The 17,576-nt window shown below is 59.5% G+C and carries 11 protein-coding genes and 5 pseudogenes; 3 read left to right on the plus strand and 13 right to left on the minus strand.

Annotated elements, in window-relative coordinates; genetic code table 11:
* Positions 1-56 precede the first annotated feature (56 nt).
* From CO667_RS33345 to tssI, 5 genes and pseudogenes are all read right to left on the minus strand, one after another.
* Positions 57-1,072 (minus strand): annotated as a pseudogene (locus CO667_RS33345) (IS3 family transposase); the annotation flags it as partial.
* Between the two features lie 321 nt (positions 1,073-1,393).
* A complete protein-coding gene (locus CO667_RS35580) occupies positions 1,394-1,537 on the minus strand; it encodes a hypothetical protein (protein ID WP_170961552.1) in 144 nt (47 codons plus the stop codon).
* A 47-nt stretch (positions 1,538-1,584) separates the two neighbouring features.
* On the minus strand, positions 1,585-1,890 hold the full coding sequence (locus CO667_RS33350) for a hypothetical protein (RefSeq protein ID WP_097622224.1): 306 nt from the start codon (positions 1,888-1,890) through the stop codon (positions 1,585-1,587).
* Positions 1,891-2,397: 507 nt separating this feature from the next.
* Complete coding sequence (locus CO667_RS35585) at positions 2,398-2,817, minus strand: hypothetical protein (RefSeq protein WP_170961528.1); 420 nt, start codon at positions 2,815-2,817, stop codon at positions 2,398-2,400.
* 170 nt (positions 2,818-2,987) lie between these two features.
* Complete coding sequence (gene tssI / locus CO667_RS33360; RefSeq protein ID WP_096772086.1) at positions 2,988-5,015, minus strand: type VI secretion system tip protein TssI/VgrG; 2,028 nt, start codon at positions 5,013-5,015, stop codon at positions 2,988-2,990.
* 548 nt (positions 5,016-5,563) lie between these two features.
* Between tssI and CO667_RS36435 the strand changes: the two are divergent.
* Positions 5,564-5,701: pseudogene (locus CO667_RS36435) on the plus strand (CoA ester lyase); the annotation flags it as partial.
* Between the two features lie 105 nt (positions 5,702-5,806).
* Here CO667_RS36435 and tssG read toward each other — a convergent pair.
* The 7 genes and pseudogenes from tssG to tssA all read right to left on the minus strand — a co-directional run.
* Positions 5,807-6,778, minus strand: a pseudogene (gene tssG, locus CO667_RS33370) (type VI secretion system baseplate subunit TssG); the annotation flags it as partial.
* A complete protein-coding gene (gene tssF / locus CO667_RS33375) occupies positions 6,742-8,628 on the minus strand; it encodes a type VI secretion system baseplate subunit TssF (RefSeq protein WP_096772083.1) in 1,887 nt (628 codons plus the stop codon). The gene tssF and the pseudogene tssG, both read right to left, overlap by 37 nt.
* Positions 8,628-9,134, minus strand: a complete 507-nt coding sequence (tssE, locus tag CO667_RS33380) for a type VI secretion system baseplate subunit TssE (RefSeq protein ID WP_054185915.1) — start codon at positions 9,132-9,134, stop codon at positions 8,628-8,630. The genes tssF and tssE overlap by 1 nt, the downstream gene beginning before the upstream one ends.
* Before the next feature lie 84 nt (positions 9,135-9,218).
* On the minus strand, positions 9,219-9,752 hold the full coding sequence (locus CO667_RS33385) for a type VI secretion system tube protein Hcp (protein WP_007636660.1): 534 nt from the start codon (positions 9,750-9,752) through the stop codon (positions 9,219-9,221).
* A gap of 115 nt (positions 9,753-9,867) precedes the next feature.
* Positions 9,868-11,355, minus strand: coding sequence for a type VI secretion system contractile sheath large subunit (gene tssC, locus CO667_RS33390; RefSeq protein WP_007636661.1), 1,488 nt, complete (start codon positions 11,353-11,355; stop codon positions 9,868-9,870).
* Between the two features lie 2 nt (positions 11,356-11,357).
* On the minus strand, positions 11,358-11,912 hold the full coding sequence (gene tssB / locus CO667_RS33395) for a type VI secretion system contractile sheath small subunit (protein WP_096772082.1): 555 nt from the start codon (positions 11,910-11,912) through the stop codon (positions 11,358-11,360).
* A 33-nt stretch (positions 11,913-11,945) separates the two neighbouring features.
* Complete coding sequence (gene tssA / locus CO667_RS33400) at positions 11,946-12,938, minus strand: type VI secretion system protein TssA (RefSeq protein WP_007636664.1); 993 nt, start codon at positions 12,936-12,938, stop codon at positions 11,946-11,948.
* 126 nt (positions 12,939-13,064) lie between these two features.
* Here tssA and CO667_RS33405 point away from each other — a divergent pair.
* Together CO667_RS33405 and CO667_RS33415 are read left to right on the plus strand one after the other, a co-directional pair.
* Positions 13,065-13,279 (plus strand): annotated as a pseudogene (locus tag CO667_RS33405) (IS3 family transposase); the annotation flags it as partial.
* Positions 13,280-14,707: 1,428 nt separating this feature from the next.
* Positions 14,708-15,927, plus strand: a protein-coding gene (locus tag CO667_RS33415) for an IS3 family transposase (RefSeq protein WP_096772081.1) whose coding sequence is annotated in 2 segments (ribosomal slippage) — positions 14,708-15,044 and positions 15,044-15,927 — 1,221 coding nt in all. Because the reading frame shifts where the segments join, the coding sequence is not laid out codon by codon here.
* Here CO667_RS33415 and CO667_RS33420 read toward each other — a convergent pair.
* Positions 15,918-17,576, minus strand: a pseudogene (locus CO667_RS33420) (hypothetical protein); the annotation flags it as partial. The gene CO667_RS33415 and the pseudogene CO667_RS33420 overlap by 10 nt on opposite strands.

The following is a 17,576-nucleotide window of genomic DNA, read 5'->3' on the forward strand; positions in this document are numbered from 1 at the left end:
GATCAGGAAAATCTATTCCTTTCAATGACATAGAAAGATGGGTGTTATGAAACAGGATTGTAATCGTCGGCCCATTCAGCAATGGCGCTTCGGGCATGGTCGAGGCCAAAGAACAGGCTTTCGTTGAGCAGTTCGTCGCGCATGCGCCCGTTGAAACTCTCAACATAGCCGTTCTGCATCGGCTTTCCCGGCGCGATGTAGTGCCACTCGACCTTATGATCCTTCGACCAGGCAAGGATGGCATTCGAAGTGAGTTCCGTGCCGTTGTCGGAGACGATCATTTTAGGTTTGCCGCGCCGTTCGATGAGGGTCGTCAGTTCGCGAGCGACGCGACGACCGGAGATCGAGGTGTCCGGGATCGCCGCCAGGCATTCGCGCGTCACGTCATCGACGATGTTGAGCACGCGAAACCTCCTTCCGCAAGCGAACTGGTCGTGCACGAAGTCCAGCGACCAGCGGGCATTGGCCTTCGCTTCGACCAGAATCGGAGCTCGCGTGCCGACAGCACGGCGTCTGGCTTTGCGCTTGCGGACAGAGAGACCCTCCTCGCGATAAAGGCGATAGATGCGATTGACCCCGGACGGTTCTCCCTCCCGCCGAAGCAGGACGAACAGCCGCCGGTAGCCGAAACGCCGCCGCTCATTGGCGAGGTCACGTAGCTTTGCCCGCAGTTCTACCTCCGGCGGTCGACTTGACCGATAACGGATCGTCTTGCGGTCGGCGGATATGATCTGGCAGGCCCGCCGTTCCGAAAGACCCATGACGGTCTTCAGATGCGTGACGGCGTCACGCTTGGCGACAGGCCCTACCATTTTTTTGAAAGAAGCTCGCGGAGTGCTGCTGCGTCCAACATCTGCTCGGCGAGCAGCTTCTTCAGCTTGGCATTCTCATCTTCAAGCGCCTTCAGCCGCTTCGCCTCAGAGATCTCCATGCCGCCGTATTTGGCTTTCCAATTGTAAAACGTGGCTTCCGAAATTCCGTGCTTGCGGCAAAGGTCGGCCGCCTTCGCACCAGCCTCCTGCTCCTTCAGCACCCCAATTATCTGCTCTTCGGTAAATCTCTGCTTCTTCATTCGTCCGTCCTTTGATGGGCCGGACTCTAATCAATTCTGGAGGAAATTCGCAGGGGCAGGTCACCGAAAGACATGACAATTATCATCGAGGCAAGGCCACGGCTGCAACGGTCATCGACGCGGTCAAGGGGTTTCAAGCTGATATCGGCAAGCCTGCTGGTCTTGCCGCGGTGATTGTGGGCAACAATCCGGCAAGCCACGCCAGTTGCTACAGGATCGCGGGAAGGCCGCCGTTAGGGGCAATGGTGACATTGCCACCATTGATGAAAAAATCGGTGAGGCTGCTGCCGCCCCCGATCCGTGGCTCAGAATGTCAGCGGCTTATTGGTTATGGAGACCCCTGTCGAGACCGCACTCGAAATGGTCGAGCGCCACTTGCTGCGCGGTGAAGTGATCATCGAGCAGCAGCGCATGCTTGTCCAGCGCCTCCGAGAGGCAGGCGCGTCGACGGTCCAGGCTGAGCATGTTTTGGACGCGCCAAATAAGATCGACACCTCGTTTGGGCGAAAGGGTTATTCCTTTGCTGCAAAGCCTAGCTCAACGCGGCTTACATCCAAGATCGCCCGAAGGACGTCGATGCCGAATTTGAGGCTTTCTACCTCGACATCCAGCGAGATGCCCTCGGTGACTGTGCCTTTTGCGTTAGCGATTACCACCTCCTCCAGGTCTTCGAACCACTGAGGATTGTTCCCTTTGTGAAGCTTCGATAGTTCCGCAATCGCGACACTAAATGCCGATTGGACCGCGATTAGAGCGGCGCCGAGCTTTCGTTCGTCCACACCCGAGATGCAAACAATGGGGCTGTTTTTCTCATCCATGGGCTGTCCCTCTGCTGGCTCGCCACGAAACCCTATTTCAACTGATAGGCGACAGAGTCCTCGATCGCCGATGAATCCAAAAAGGCCCGTAGGCTGGAGTCTCGGGTAGTTAGATCAACGAATACGCGATGCTGGGATGTGGAAATGGCCGATGCGCTTGAGGACTGTTGGTATCGGGTCCAGCTTGCGAGGTTTCCAACCGGCAGCAAGGCCTCTAGGCCATAAGCATCGCACCTTTCTGATACGCGAGAGCGGGTAATCCTTTCTACAAAGTGGCTCGCATGCAAGTTCGCCCGAAGGACACAAGTGCCGAGCCTGGGCTTCCTTGTTCGGAACTATTGCCACCACCCCCCTGCCTTCTGCCGTACATTGCGACGCTCCTTAGGTCATTGCGTCACTGCTGATGTTATTTCCGTCGCGACCTTTCCTTCCAATACCAAATTCGTATCCCGTTATGCTTCGGGGGCATGGCCAGCGGCCTTCCTCGAGCTGGACAGCGCATGATTCTTATCGCGACGTTGACCAATTCCACCATTGACATGCTGCGCGAACTCGGCCTGACAGGCATGGCCAGCGCCCATCAGAAACTCGAAACGCAAACGGAAGCGAGACACCTTCGAGCATGGCGAAAGGCTTCGACTGCTGCTCGAGGCGGCCACGCTCCGCCAGAAGCGCTTCGAGGCGAGAGGCCGCCCTACAAAGCAGCGCTATGACGCCCAGATCGAGAACGCTGATTTTTGCGCCGCCCGCGCCCTGATGGCAATTTCGTGACGCCGAGTGATAAAGGTATTTCATCCTCATCGATGGGCTATACTCCAGCTTGGTGGAGACATAAACTAGACGCATTTGGAGCCGCTTGCGGCCGATTTCGCGAGGCAACTCCATCAACTGAGGCGCAAGTTCCCGGAACAAACGCTCACGCACCATAACCTTTCCTCATTTTCGGGCAATCTCGCGGTGTCGCGTTGATTCGGTAGGTCAGCTTACGACGCCGAAGCCGTTCCGCTGTTGATCTCTACGCCTGCAGGGCCCTGACGACTTAAAGGCAACGACTGCCGGACAGCCCAGACCCAGAACCAGTTCACCTTGACATCGTGTCACTCGGGCGTCACAGGCGGCAGCCCGAGTGTCGCAATAAGCTTCATTATCGACGGCGTGGGTGGACCCGGTGTCGGCGGCGGCATGGAGACGATGGACCCGAGCCGCGGAGGCGTTGCCATAACGCCAATCATCGTGCCGATAATGGCTATCCCATCGGCGCTGATTTCGATGGCCTGGGGGCCGGTTCTGCCCGATACTACAAGGCGGATCTTGTCGGGTGTTACCTCGACGCGGCTACCCAAGGCCGCTGCGGCAGAGGACGCGGGCGCGGCGACGCCCGAGGTCAGGAGGAAGTGTCTCTTGACGTCGATGCTGTAGATATTCCCGACCTCGACGGTATGATTCTTCTGCGCCTTCAAATAGACCTCCTCACGGCCTTGCTTGTCCTCAAAGCGCAGTTCATTGTACGCATTAGCGGCGCCGCCATCGGTATGCGTCCGGAAAGTCGACCGCGTTTTGTCAGTCGGCAGGGTTTCAGGCGGCAGATTTGAGCCGTTGTATACGACGCCGGTCACCAGGGGCGTGTCGGGATTGCCGTGGATGAAATCAACGACGACCTCATGGCCGATCCGTGGGACGACCAGGTTGCCAAAACCCTTACCAGCGAAGTTTTGGGCCACCCGAATCCAGCAGGAGCTGTTCTCGTTCTTTTCGCCTTCTCGATCCCAGAAGAACTGAACCTTCACACGGCCGTACTTATCCGTCGCGATCGACTCGCCCTCGGGGCCTACGACGACGGCCGTCTGCGGTCCGTGAATCAACCGCGCCGATGTGCGGCGCCTCGGGCGGTACTGGGTGGTCGCGGGGATAATCTCTACGTTGCTGTGATAGAGGAAGCGCTCGCCCTTCCCCCCCACGGTGTCCGCAGTGAGATCGTCCCCCACCTCTCCGATGACAGTGAAGTCCTGTCCGACTGCCAGAAAGCGATCGGTGGGTTTCGGCCGGGAACCGACCTGGCCGTAGTAGAAGGGATTTGCGGCCTTGAATAATGACCCGGTCGTTATCTGGCGCGCAGTGCTTTCGATCCGCGCGCGATAAGCGTTGCAGGCGAGTTCCTCGGCACGGATGGTGGCGTAGAAATCGCCATCGCTTTTTTTTGTATAGTGGCCTGGATACTCGAAGACCTCCCGCATTGCCGTGCAGCCGCTGCTTCCCGACGAGGTCTCGCCCGTTCTGACCGCCACGCTCTCCGGCGGTCGGGTGATGGCGCTTCCCGTGAGCTTGCGGGGCGGAATGCCGCCTGTCCTCACGGGAGGAACGCGCGCGACAGACGTGAGTTCTGCCATCGGCTTCTCATGGTCATAGTCCCTGAGAACGACCTTGTTCGGCTGTAGCGAAACGACCTCGTCCCAATGCAGGATGACGTCTTCTTGGTAAAGACTTCGGGCAGGCCTGAGATTGTGGTGGGTCTCCACGATCTCAGGCGTGCAGGCCATGTGGCTCGCGGCGTTGTCGACCAGCACGAGGTCATGTTGGTCCTCAGCATGTTCAAAATAGTAGTAGATGCCGTCCTGCTCCATGAGGCGGCTGACGAAGGCCAGATCCGTTTCATCGTACTGGACGCAATATGGGCGCTCTGGGAACCGTCGGGCGGTCTGATTCTTGAAATTGCCTTTATGTTCTCGAAAAATCGTGGTGATGATCTCGATGCTGGTCTTGTTCTGAAAGACCCGACTGTTAGAGCGATGCTCGAGCAATGAAATCCACGGGCGCACCTGCGCCACGTAGTTGAGGTGCTCGGTATCGTCGAGGCCGAGATATTGGAAGCGCGTAACAACACCGTTGAAGAAGCGCGTTTGCGAGTCCTTGAGCTTAAGCCCGATTGTCAGGCTTTGACCGGGAATCGTAGCAAAGTTCTGAACTGGATTGCGGCTGGCGAGCTTCACCTCGTAGAGGAAAGGTTCCCCCAGCCGCTCGGTGCCACTGAGCCGTCGGAGAGAGATTTCATTCAACTCGGACGCGGCCGAAGTGACCGCAACAAAACGATTGTGCCTTAAGAGACTCTCGATTCTTGACAGGACCATGGTGGTGTGTGTTCCGCAGATTTGATGAGAAGGCGCGGTTGCGCCCGATAGCGTGAGTAAGATGCCGCCGAAGCCATCGGCGAAGATGCAGAAAGGCGTTTATCTCGTGCATCGAAATCGCAGACCGTTGCTCAGCCAAGATGGCTTGCTGGCCCGCATCGTCAGAGCCAAGCGGGGGGGGCGGGGCGAAGAAAGCGTGTGGGCCTCTTGGAACTCACCCACGCTAACTCCCACCCAAATCTCGCCATGCGGCCTTAGAACATCGATGAGTTGGCGGATTCCGGCGGTGCTAGCGACGACGTATCTCCTGGAATTCTCAGCCAGGCCCAGGGCGCAGCGCCCTAGCGGACAACCACGGTGGTCGAGTTTCGCCGCGATCGTCGCCTCGATCGGCCTCTCCGCTGCTGAAGCCTCAAGGGCGTCAAAATGGCGAGAACATTCCAAAGAGGCGTCACGGCGAATTTTGCAAAGGGCCTTGGCGGTCTCATTGCAGTTTGCGTTGAGCTTACTGAAGATAGTCTGGCTTCCGATGCTTGTCATAACGGGCCTTCCAAGCCGCCGCCCGCCGTGCCGCCGCACTTGGCATCGAGGGCACGTGGGCCATTCATCCGATCCAGATCGATCTCGCCAACGAGATCTTCTCCCCGCCCGAAAAGAAGGTCGAGCGGGCCCGCCGCATCATGGATGTCCGTTTCGGGAGAGTGCCATGCGGCAGCCGGTGGGCCGCGGTCAGTTGGGGTAGTTGTCAAGTCATCGGCGTGCTGGCGCCTTTTCCGCTTGCCCATCCAACTGGACCAACCGAGTCTGCCGCAGCGACCCAACTGCACTTCCGGGACCTGCTCCTGACGAAGAACGAGGTTAATCTCCCAGTCCAGTTCATCTCCAAGGTAGTTGGAGATGATCTGCGCTATCGACTTGAGGCCGGGAGTTGCGGGCAGAAGCGACTCGTAATGAGCCAGGCTGAGGGGACCCACAATGAGTCGGAACCGATGGTGCCACACTTTGATCCTCGCACCTGCAACAGCCGTGCTGTTCAGCGTACCCGTGCCCGGGTCGCGGCCCAGGAGGCAGAGCGATATGCGGGGCAGCTCGACCCATTTTGGGACAAATTCACGGATATCAACCGGCGCCTCGACGAAGCTGGCGAGGATGGCAGCGAGCCCCTCGGCGTTGCGGGTGTGTGAGGCGAGACGGCCGGTGAAGTGGAGTTTGGCCAGATCGGGCATAGCATCCCGCGCGCGCAGGGAGGTCATCCCGAAGCCGGCTAGCGCGCCGAGCTGAAGGGCAAATCGATCTTCTTGTGGCCTGTCATAGCTCACGGTCGGTTCGCCCTCCGCCCATGCGCGGAAGAAGAACGAGGCCATTCGATGATGAAAGGTATCAGCAAATCGGATCAGCGTCTCATCCGCGGCGTTGTGCTGCCGGAGAAGGGCGTACTCCGTCAGATGCAATGGGAGGGGACCGTGGGGTCCAAACAAGCCGAAGGCGTAGGTGGAGATTACGGGATCGTTCTCCTCGTGCGCAGTCACGCCCGCGATCGATCGAGTCGGAAATGCAAGGGAGGGCTGCTGGGCGATCCGCACACGATCCAGGCTGGGACCGCTCGATTCTCCCAGCCGAGGCCGATCTGAGCTGATTGCATCGATCCGCCGCAGAGCCTGGAAGAAGTCGCAGGCATGCGGCTCGGCCCCAAGCGAGCTTAGGAAGTCGCCGAGTGCCCCCGAAATCAAAGGATCGCCCGGCGGCCGGCCATCGTCGGCCATCGCATTACCTCCCCGCGCTGTAGCGTCGAGACGACCATCTCGGTGAAGCTGTTGATGGATACGTATTTTGCGAAGAACTGGTTGAGCACGGAGGCGAGCGGAAAGATGCCAACGCCTTCGAAGGCCGCTTCGTCCAGGATGATACCAACCTCAATCCCACGTGCTACGGCGGCTTGTCCACCGCTGGACAATCGCCTGACCGCAGGCCTGGACCGGATCTCCCGGATCCCGTCGATCTGCCGTGAGGCGAAGGCATTGACTGGATCGACGTAGAGGCGGAGGAGTTCACGCAGCGCTTCTGCGCCCCGGTGGTCGTTCCTATCGGAATTGCTGATCGAGAGGTAGTTCAGTGAGAGATGGCTAATTAATCGCCAGGTGATATCGCCATTGGCGAAAGAGTGGCGCGGTCGGCTCGGGGGCGATACGCACCGGGTGGCGGTAACTGGAGCGCCGATTTCCAGGGTGAAGTCTGTCTCGTCCCGGCCAATCGGCAGCAGCAGCGCCAGGTCCCGGTTCGAGCACAGGCAGTTTACAGACAAATGCCGGAGTTCCGCCGAATAGGGAGCCGCCTGGCGATCAACTAGAGAAACGAACGTCTCGCTGCCGATATAGCCAGTCCGCGCGCCATTTAGACGCTGGTGCTCCGACATGAGGCGCTGCTCCCGCCGGATCGCGTAGTATCTGGAATGCTGCTCCTCCTGACCGTGCGCGCTGATGCTATAGAACGGGTAGAACCTCACGGGAGCCGCTTCGTTTTTCGCCCCGTCTCCGCTCATCTCGAGGATCGAGTGGACCTCAAAGTCGAGCGGCCTCATCCTGTCAACAATCACATGATGTTCGGTGTTCTTGTCGCTCACGTGGACGAGATCTGCCTGGCGTTCGAACAGATTAATCGCGGGCGTTGCGAAGAGAACGATATTTTGGGGTCCGAGCTGTCGTTCCAGCCGTGGCTCGACACGTCCAAGTGCGAAGACGATCTCAAGGGTCTCGGCAGTTGACAGGGCTACTGCGTCTGCCAGCCCGCTAACCTCGACGAACAACGTCCGCTCCGCGAGGGCGAAATACTCCTGTAGGAGACGGTACCCGTCGAAAGAGCGTGGCACCTCGGGCAGGAGAGCACAGCTCGGCTCCAAACCGCGCTGCTGCAGCGCATGAACCGGAATCTTTTCCTGCCAAGGGATGGGCCGGCCGACCGGACGGGCTATGATATTGCATGCGTCACCGAGAAGCTGTTCGGCGAGTGCGGCGCCGATGCCACCGGGGCCTGTTAGGTGCAGTGTGAGAGCGTCTAGTGCGAGTCTATTGAACGGCATGCCATTGGTGGTGCGAAGGCGTAGTCGCAAAGCAGCCTTCGCATCTTGCCGGGCCGGAAGATCCAGTGCGGCGATCTGCCCCGGCGTCGAAAAATAATCGGCAGCGCTTACCACAATTGGCCAGAGATGCACATCATGGGCCGTGCGGAACTCGCAATGTGTGACGGCACCCGGAGCAAGGCGGCCCAAAAGCTTGGTTCCCCGCGGCACGACGTATCCATTCTCAAGTCGTCCGGCCTCCTGGTCGGGCTCGAAGCGCACGATCGTCATCGACGGGAGCGGCGGTAGAAAATGCGGATAGACCATCTCCAGGAGGTGCTGGGTGAATTCCGGAAAGCGAGACTGAAGCTTCAATTGCACCCGCGCCGCCATGAAAGCGAAGCCTTCCAGAAGCCGCTCGACGTAGGGGTCGGCGACCTCCACTGATTCCATCCCGAGCCGGGCGGCGACCTTCGGGAATGCGCGGGCGAACTCGGCCCCCATCTCGCGCATATAAGCAAGTTCATCGTTGTACAGTCGCAGGAGCCGGGGATCCATCAGCTTATCTCTGTACCGAGATGAAGGACGCGGGCGGATGCGAGCTCGGAGTTTACCTCCGTACGCATCACCATTCGCACCGGCAATGGCTGCGCCCACAGATCGGCTTCGATCCTAAAGCGAAAAGTGCCGCAACCCTGACCATCGTCCAGGACCGTCACCTTGAGGGTGTCCGGTAAGAGACGCGGCTCAAAGCGCTGAAGGCTCTCGATTATCGCTTCGCGCAATGCGCTCTTATCCATGCCTTCGCGAATTTGTCCGCTGAGAGGCCAGGCACCATAATTAAGTGCACTGGCCGCTACGTGAGGGTACGCTTGTAGATCTACGGTTGCACCCAATTGGTTGGTGTTCAACAACCAGGAAACATCGCGTAGAATCACCTCTTCCAGTTGGCGAACAGAGAAACTGCGCTTGTCCTGCGCTTCACACGAGCTGCGCGGCTCATCGTCCGTAAGCCGGTCCAGGAGGGATGGTTGCACGAGATCCCGCTTAACATCTCTGCCCATGTTACAATCTCCAGGTGCAATATCGAAGAGGCGATCCGCCGTTTTCGCGCGCGGCCCGGAATATTCCCGTTCCCGATGGCCCCATCAGCCGACGAGCCTATTGAAGTCGGTACTGTTCGCGATTTGGTTCCAGATGCCCTCGCCTGCTTTGGTAAGAGCGCCTTTTTCATCCTGCCTGTAATAGATGACCTTGCAGGCGCCGAACCGGAATGTGATCGTCTCCTCGGGGGCCTCTTCCGCATAGGACCACTCGACCTTCTCGACTACCAGCATATTGAAACTCCAGTGCAAGAACAGGTTCGATTCTGATGTAGCTTGTCCGCTCCCCGTCGCTTTGAAAAGTTTTAGTTCAACGTTATTGAAGTGGGCGCCGCGACCGCAGGCAACGTACAAAGAGGGCGATGACGTATCCACCTGCTTCTTGATAGTGAAGACCTCGAATTCGGCCTTGCCCGCGCCCGCCCCGGCGGTATGAGGCCCAATGTTCAGCTTGTTTTCGAGTGAAAAGCTCCATTCGTCCGCTAGCGTGATACCGTCCTTTAGAATGATAGATTCGCCCTTGGGCAAAATGCCGTCCTTGGACGCCTGCGTGAACTTTATAACCGCGTCGAACGCCATGATGGATTTTCCTTATCTCGTTGATCTGATTGGGCCTGGATTGCATCGGCCAGCCCAGGGCAGCCATTCCCGAGTTTTGGCGCCGAGAACGGAGCACAATCATCTGCGGGTTTTCTCAGCCCTTGCGGGCGGATGGCAGGCGCGAGACCAGTCTCAAAGAGATGGTTAGGCCTTCGAGCTGATAGTGTGGCCGCATGTAAAATCTCGCAACGTAATATCCGGGATTATCTTCGACCTCTTCCACCTTGACCTCGGCCGAGGAGAGCGGCTGCTGTGCCTTACTCTCTTCGCTCCCAAGCTCGGGCGAGGGGTGGACGTAGCCCTGAATCCATTGGTTGAGCCACTCCTCGACCTCGTGGCGCTCCTTGAACGTGCCAATCTTGTCCCGGACCATACACTTCAAATAATGTGCGAAGCGGCAGGTTGCGAAGATGTAGGGTAGCCGGGCACTGAGTTCGGCGTTCGCTGACGCGTCGGGGTCTTCGTATTTGACCGGCTTGTTAATAGTCTGAGCGCCAATAAATACGCCGAGGTCCGTGTTCTTGCGGTGCAACAGCGGTAGAAGACCGTTTTTGGAGAGTTCGGCCTCACGGCGGTCGCTGATCGCGATCTCAGTGGGGCATTTTAGGTCGACGCCACCGTCGTCGCTGCGGAAGGTATGTACCGGCAGGCCCTCGACGAGGCCGCCGGATTCGACGCCACGAATTCTGGAGAGCCAGCCATAGAGCTTGAACGAGCGCGTGATATTTACGCCCATGGCGTAGGCTGCGTTCGTCCAAAGGTATTTCTCGCTGTCGCCGCCGTCTGTGTCCTCCTCGAAGGCGAATTCATCGACCGGGTTGGTTTTGGCCCCGTAGGGCAGCCGGCCAAGGGTGCGTGGTAAGGTCAGGGCCACGTACCGCGAGTTCTCGCTTTCGCGGAACGCTCGCCAAGGAGCATGTTCGGGAGTGAGGAAGATTTTGGTGATGTCACGCGGGTTCGCAAGCTCACGCCAAGAATCCATCTGCAGCAGATGTGGTGAGACGGCAGATATAAGCGGTGAGTGGCTCGCCGCCGCGATCTGCGCGAGTCCCGAAAGCAACTCTACGTCCGGTGGGGTATGGTCGAAATAGTAGTCGGCAATCAGGCAGCCATAGGGTTCACCGCCGATTTGGCCATATTCGTCTTCGTAGATTTTTTTGAATAGCGGACTCTGATCCCAGGTGACACCCTTATATTTCCGCAAAGTTCGGGACATCTCCACCTTTGAAACTGGGAGAACGCGAATCTTTAACGTCTCATCGGTTTCGGTGTTGAGGGCAAGGTGATGCAAGCCCCGCCAAGCTGATTCCACGCGCTGGAAATTTTCGTGATGGAGGATCTCGTTGAGTTGCGCAGAAAGCTTCTGGTCGATCGAAGCAATCATTTTTTGGATAGTCGCGACGACATCGTCGCTGATCAGCGACGTGTTTTGAAGTGCCTGCTCGGCCAGTGTTCGGACGGCACTCTCTACCAAGTCACGGGAGTGGTCCGAGCGGATCCTGAACTCGAATCGAAGCATGCGGGTGAAATCGCCGAGATCAACGGTGGCGACCTGTACATCTGTGGCATCTGCAGGCGTCACGATCAGTTCTCCTCTGTGTCTGGGGATGCCAATGGCGGAGCGGCAACCACTGCATCAGGCTTCTCAGTCTCGATGCCACTGCCGAGGGCGCTTAGCAGTGCCGAATCGGCGAGGAAGTGGGTGAGCAACTCTTCGGCACCGTTCTTCCCGTCCATGTAGGCCAGCAGATTGGAGAGCTCCGTTCGCGCTTCGAGCAGCCTGCTAAGGCTGTCGACCTTGCGCGCCACGGCCGCCGGCGAGAAATCTTCGAGCCGCTCGAAGGTCAAGTCGACAGCGAGTTGGCCTTCTCCGGTCAATAGGTTCGGCACCCGCATCACCACCCTGGGCCTCAGCGATCTGAGCCGATCATCGAAATTGTCGATATCGATCTCCATCATCTTACGCTCCGCGACAGGAGCAAGCGGCTCGGCAGCATTGCCAGCGAGATCGGACATCACGCCGACCACGAAGGGAAGCTGAACCTTCTTCTGAGAGCCATAGGTCTCCACGTCGTATTCGATCTGTACGCGAGGCGGACGAACCCGCGCGATGAACTTTTGACTACTCGCCTTTGTCATGTGTTCCACTCCTGATTAGGAAGATTACGCACGTCACGTGCCCTCATCGACCGCCAGGCCGGCAATCGAGCGGTACTGGGCAACCCCTTCTGGCGCCAACTCTTTGACAAGAGCCATGAAGTCCTTCGAGACAAGTCGCTGCGCGCGCTCCAGAAGGGCTGATAGCGGGCTCGCGGGTTCGTTCACCTGGTACCAGTGGCAAATGCGGCCAAGGATTTCGACAACGTCATCGCGGTTGCGGATCACGTCGGGGTATGGGGCCTTGCTGGAGTCTGGCAATGGAGATGCCGCGGCGGCAGGCTGGGCCCTTTTCCGATGGACGTCGACCAGATCCTTGGCCTGGGTGAGTAGCACTATCAGAGGGTCGAATCGAACGGCCTCGTCACTCGCAACGTGCCGCCGAACACTCGCGTCTAGATCGGTGGCGGCTGCTAGGCTGGCGTCGAGACCAGTGCTGATCTGCTCGAGCTGCAGTGGGTCGGTGTCGGTGAAAGCGAGCTCGATAGTCGAACGATCAACTTCCGCAGACTGCGACCGTAGCGCACCAGCCCAATCGCGGAGCGTAAATGCCCCGAATTGCCTGGAGGCGGTGAGTGGAACTTGGCGTATTTCCGCCAAGATCCCGGAGAGATCGCAGAGGCTTGCCAGAGCGTTGAGGCGAACGGTCTGATCTCCGTCATCTTCTGGATCCGGTCGCGGATGTAGCTCTGACCAGTAGAGCTCGACATAGGCCGCGAGCAGCTCAAGCCCCTGACTTAGACCAGGGAAGCCGAACTGACTGAGGGCGGATCGTGTGAGCAAGATGCCGACTCTTAGATCCTTAGTGCGGGCAGAAAGGTCGAGGCCAAGCCGCCACACCTCTGTCCAATTGGGAGCTTCCTCGGTGGCGATGGAGTCGCCTATCTGCTGGTGCGGCTTGCCATGCGACGCGATCTCGAGCTCCAGGAAGCTCAGATCGTAATCGAGAGCATCCCCGCATGCGTTGCCGTCGCTGATCGGTTTTAATAAATGATCTGCATCGAGCATGACCAAAATCCCAGTTTTCCCGACATTAAAGATCGTCGCGCCTCTGTTTCTCAACGTTTAGCAATGAGCAGACGCGATTGCTCATGCACAATCGACATTCGTATATGTCGTGAATGCTTGGGGCGTGAACGCCGCCGCTTCGGATCTTGATGCAGCTATGTGCTGAGGCGCAAAGGACACCTTGTGAACCACAAGAAGCTCTTCCGGCTCCATCGGGAGGAGAAGCTCACGATGCGCAAGCGCCATGGCCGGAAACGAGCGAAAGGCAAGCGTTGGTGTTGATCCCGCTGGCTGCCAATGATCGTTGGTCGCTGGACTTCGTGTCGGATCAACTCACCGATAGCGCGGGGGGCAGTCGGTGCAAAGGGCAACCTGCGGAATACCGTTGCAAACGTGAGCCGGAAGGCCTCCAACTACGGAGTCTTCGCGCGGCCGCCTCCGCGCCAGCACCAGGGTCCGCACCAAGGCGACGGGCTTGGTGTGATACATGTGAAGCTCAACGCCAGCTGGCCTCGAATTGACCTGATGAGGTATACGAGATTGCCGACGTGCGAGGTCCACGCCACCCGGTCAAACGCTTCAGCTTGCTAGCGCGAGAAAGCCTCGGAGCTGCAACCATTCGGCCGTCTGCCGCTCTGCCTAGTGGAGGATTCGAAGCGCAGAGTGTGCAATGGGTGCTGCATAAGGTGGATGGCGTCGTCGGCGATCGGTCTTGGGGGTGTCGGGGCGCGGCCCCACATCGAACGAGCGGCCAGCCGGCGGGTCCATCGCGCGTGCAGCGACCCGCCGTCAGTGGTAGAACGCCTCGAGCACTTCAACGGCATGTAATCTCCTGCGCTCCGCCGGACCGCCGCACGAGGCTTATAGGGCGACAATCTAGATGAGATCCGTATTGACCGCATGTAACGATGCTCCCCGAGATTCGCACGTTGCCTCATTCATTTCGCTCCCAGTTGGAGCGAAGGAGTGGGGTGCGGAGATGGCGGGGTTTCGCAGCGGCCGGCCTCCTTCGCGAGCGCCATTGCCGTTTTCGACGGAAGTCGAAGTCTAATAACCATCGTCGCGGTATATTCTATTGACAATGGGTGTGATGCGGCTTTGCGTGATCTTCTAAAAGGAATCGAATCCCGCCGCCAATCTCCCGTTCTACCGCGCACCTACCGGACCCCAACGTGACTGTCGACCCTGCTTCCATTAATCGTGCAGGGCAACCACGCGGTCTCTCGTGCAGATCCCTGCGATTTCGAATTGACGGACACCGAACCCGTTAGACGGTCGTGGAGTGCACGCACTTAGTCACCCTAGCCGCCCGGGCACTGCAACCCCGCTGTACCGATCCTTCTACCTCTATGCTAAAGAACGTTTTGGGAAAACTTGCCTCCTCGTCATCGTTCGACGGCGGCCTTGGCGCCAATCTTGCGAGGAGCAGGCCGATGGTCGCAGCGGCATGCGAGCCGACATTCTGCGATCCGCGCCGTCGAAGACGAGGTCGCTCTCGGCGTGTTAGTCAGCCGGAATGCGCCGGCCGTCGTGCCCCTAAATCTCGATCTCGAGCCAGGTATTGGCCTCCAGGCTGAAGAAAAATTCGGCGCTCTCACATGCTCATGCAATCCCGTGGTGGACAACCAACGCACATGATGGTGCAGTTCCTAGGGAATGTGGTGATGAGCCATGAGCCGTCCTATATCACCTTGAACGCTGAATTAGCCCCCGAAAGGTCCGGACATGCTCCACCACTTAGCTAAGTGGGTAGGAGTAATGTTGGTAATATGACTAGCAGCAATTTTAAGATGGAAGTCCTCGGGGGGCCGGAACGTCGGCGGCGCTGGAGCACGGCAGAGAAGCTCGCGATCATCCACGAGACCTATGAGGCGGACGCGACGGTGAGCATCGTCGCGCGTCGGCACGGCATCCAGCCGAACCAGTTGTTCGCCTGGCGCAAACTGGCGTCCCAAGGGGCTCTGACGGCGACGGCCGCCGAAGAGGAGGTTGTTCCGGCTTCCGAATACCGGGCGCTTCAGGCCCAGGTGAAGGAGTTGCAACGCCTGTTGGGCAAGAAGACGATGGAGAGCGAAATCCTGAAGGAAGCTCTCGAAATCGCCGGTGGCCCAAAAAAACATCTGTTGCGCTCGCTCTCTCTTCCGAGGGGGATTTTGGAATGAAGACCGTCTGCGAAACTCTAGGTGTCGCCCGCTCGAATATCGCCGCGCGTGCCGCAAGCTCCCCTTCCAGAGCCAGAGGACGCCCGCCACTCCCGGATCGAGAACTGGTGGAGCACATCAAGGCCATCATCGCCGACATGCCCACCTACGGCTATCGGCGTGTCCATGCCATCCTGCGTCGGAATGCCCGGAAAGATGGGCGTTCGTGGCCCAATGCCAAGCGTGTCTACCGGGTGATGAAGCTGCACAATCTGCTGCTGGTGCGTCATACCGGAGCGGTCGATGATCGCCTTCACGACGGCCAAGTCGCCGTCGAGCGTTCGAACGTCAGATGGTGCTCCGACGGCTTCGAGATCGGCTGTGACAACAAAGAGAAGGTCCGCGTCGCCTTCGCCCTCGACTGCTGCGACCGCGAGGCAATCGCCCATGTCGCCACCACCCAGGGCATCAAAAGCGAAGACGTGCAGGACCTCGTGATCACCGCTGTCGAGAACCGTTTCGGCCGCATCAACGTGCTATCCGAGCCCATCGAATGGCTCACCGACAACGGCTCCTGCTTCATCGCGAAGGACACCGCATCCTTGCTACGCGACATCGGCATGGAGCCGTGCACGACACCGGTGCGAAGCCCACAGTCGAACGGAATGGCGGAGGCGTTCGTCAAAACCTTCAAGCGCGACTACGTCTCGGTCAATCCAACCCCGGATGCTGAAACCGTCATCGCTCAACTGCCATTCTGGTTCGAGCATTACAACAATCTTCATCCACACAGTGCTTTAGGATATCAATCGCCGCGCGAGTTCATCAGCTCGCAATCTCAAACCTGAGCATGTCCGGTCTTTTGGGGGCAACTCCATATCACCTTGAACGCTGCCCTCCTGGCTATCCGTTTCTTTGAGGCACCCACAATTATGGCGGCATCGGCGGCGCTGAGATCGGGATGGGCCGCCTTCAGCGCGTCCGCCCAGGCCGCATTGCTCTGCCCCGGCAGCTGCGGTGTCTGCCTCGCGATTTCGTCCAGCCTCGCCTGGTCCTGCGCCGACACCGTCTGGAACGCCGTCCTCACGGCGATATCGCGCCTTACGGCACCCACGATTATGGCGGCATCGGCAGCGCTGAGATCGGGATGGGCCGCCTTCAGCGCGTCCGCCCACGCCCCCTTGCTCTGCCCCGGCAGCTGCGGTATCGCCGCCTTGATCTCGTCCAGCCTCGCCTGATCCTGGGCCGACACCGTCCGGAACGCCGCCCTCCTGGCGATATCGTCCTTAAAGGTGCCCACAATTATGGCGGCATCGGCGGCGCTGAGATCGGGATGGGTCGCCTTCAGCGCGTCCGCCCAGGCCGCATTGCTCCGCCCCTGCCGCGGTGTCGCCGCCGCGATTTCGTCCAGCCTCGCCTGGTCCTGGGCCGACACCGTCCGGAACGCCGCCCTTTTGGCAATATCCTGCTTTACGGCACCCACGATTATGGCGGCATCGGCAGCGCTGAGATCGGGATGGGCCGCCTTCAGCGCGTCCGCCCAGGCCGCATTGCTCTGCCCCGGCAGCTGCGGTGTCTGCCTCGCGATTTCGTCCAGCCTCGCCTGGTCCTGGGCCGACACCGTCCGGAACGCCGCCCTCCTGGCGATTTCGTCCTTTGCGGCGCCCACGATGGTGGCGGCATCGGCGGCGCTGAGATCGGGATGGGCCGCCTTCAGCGCGTCCGCCCACGCCCCCTTGCTCTGCCTCGACTGCCGCGGTGTCTGCCTGGCGATTTCGTCCAGCCTCGCCTGATCCTGGGCCGACACCGTCCGGAACGCCGCCCTCACGGCGATATCGTCCTTTAAGGCGCCCACAATTATGGCGGCATCGGCGGCGCTGAGATCGGGATGGGCCGCCTTCAGCGCGTCCGCCCACGCCCCCTTGCTCTGCCTCGACTGCCGCGGTGTCTGCCTGGCGATTTCGTCCAGCCTCGCCTGATCCTGGGCCGACACCGTCTGGAACGCCGCCCTTTTAGCAATATTATGCTTTACTGAACCCACGATGGTGGCAGTATCGGCGGCGCTGAGATCGGGATGGGCCGCCTTCAGCGCGTCCGCCCACGCCCCCTTGCTCTGCCCCGGCAGCTGCGGTGTCTGCCTGGTGATTTCGTCCAGCCTCGCCTGATCCTGGGCCGACACCGTCTGGAAAGCCGCCCTCCTGGCGATAGCCCGCTTTACGGCGCCCACGATGGCGGCGGCATCGGCGGCGCTGAGATCGGGATGGACCGCCTTCAGTGCGTCCGCCCAGGCCCCCTTGCTCTGCCTCGACTGCCGCGGTGTCTGCCTGGCGATCTCGTCCAGCCTCGCCTGGTCCTGGGCCGATACCGTTTGGAACGTTGTCCTTTTAGCAATATCCTGCTTCAGGGCACCCACGATGGTTGCGGCATCGGCGGCGCTGAGATCGGGATGGGTCGCCTTCAGCGCGTCCGCCCAGGCCGCATTGCTCCGCCCCTGCCG

The sequence above is a fragment of the Rhizobium sp. L43 genome (assembly GCF_002531725.1).
Lineage (GTDB): Bacteria > Pseudomonadota > Alphaproteobacteria > Rhizobiales > Rhizobiaceae > Rhizobium.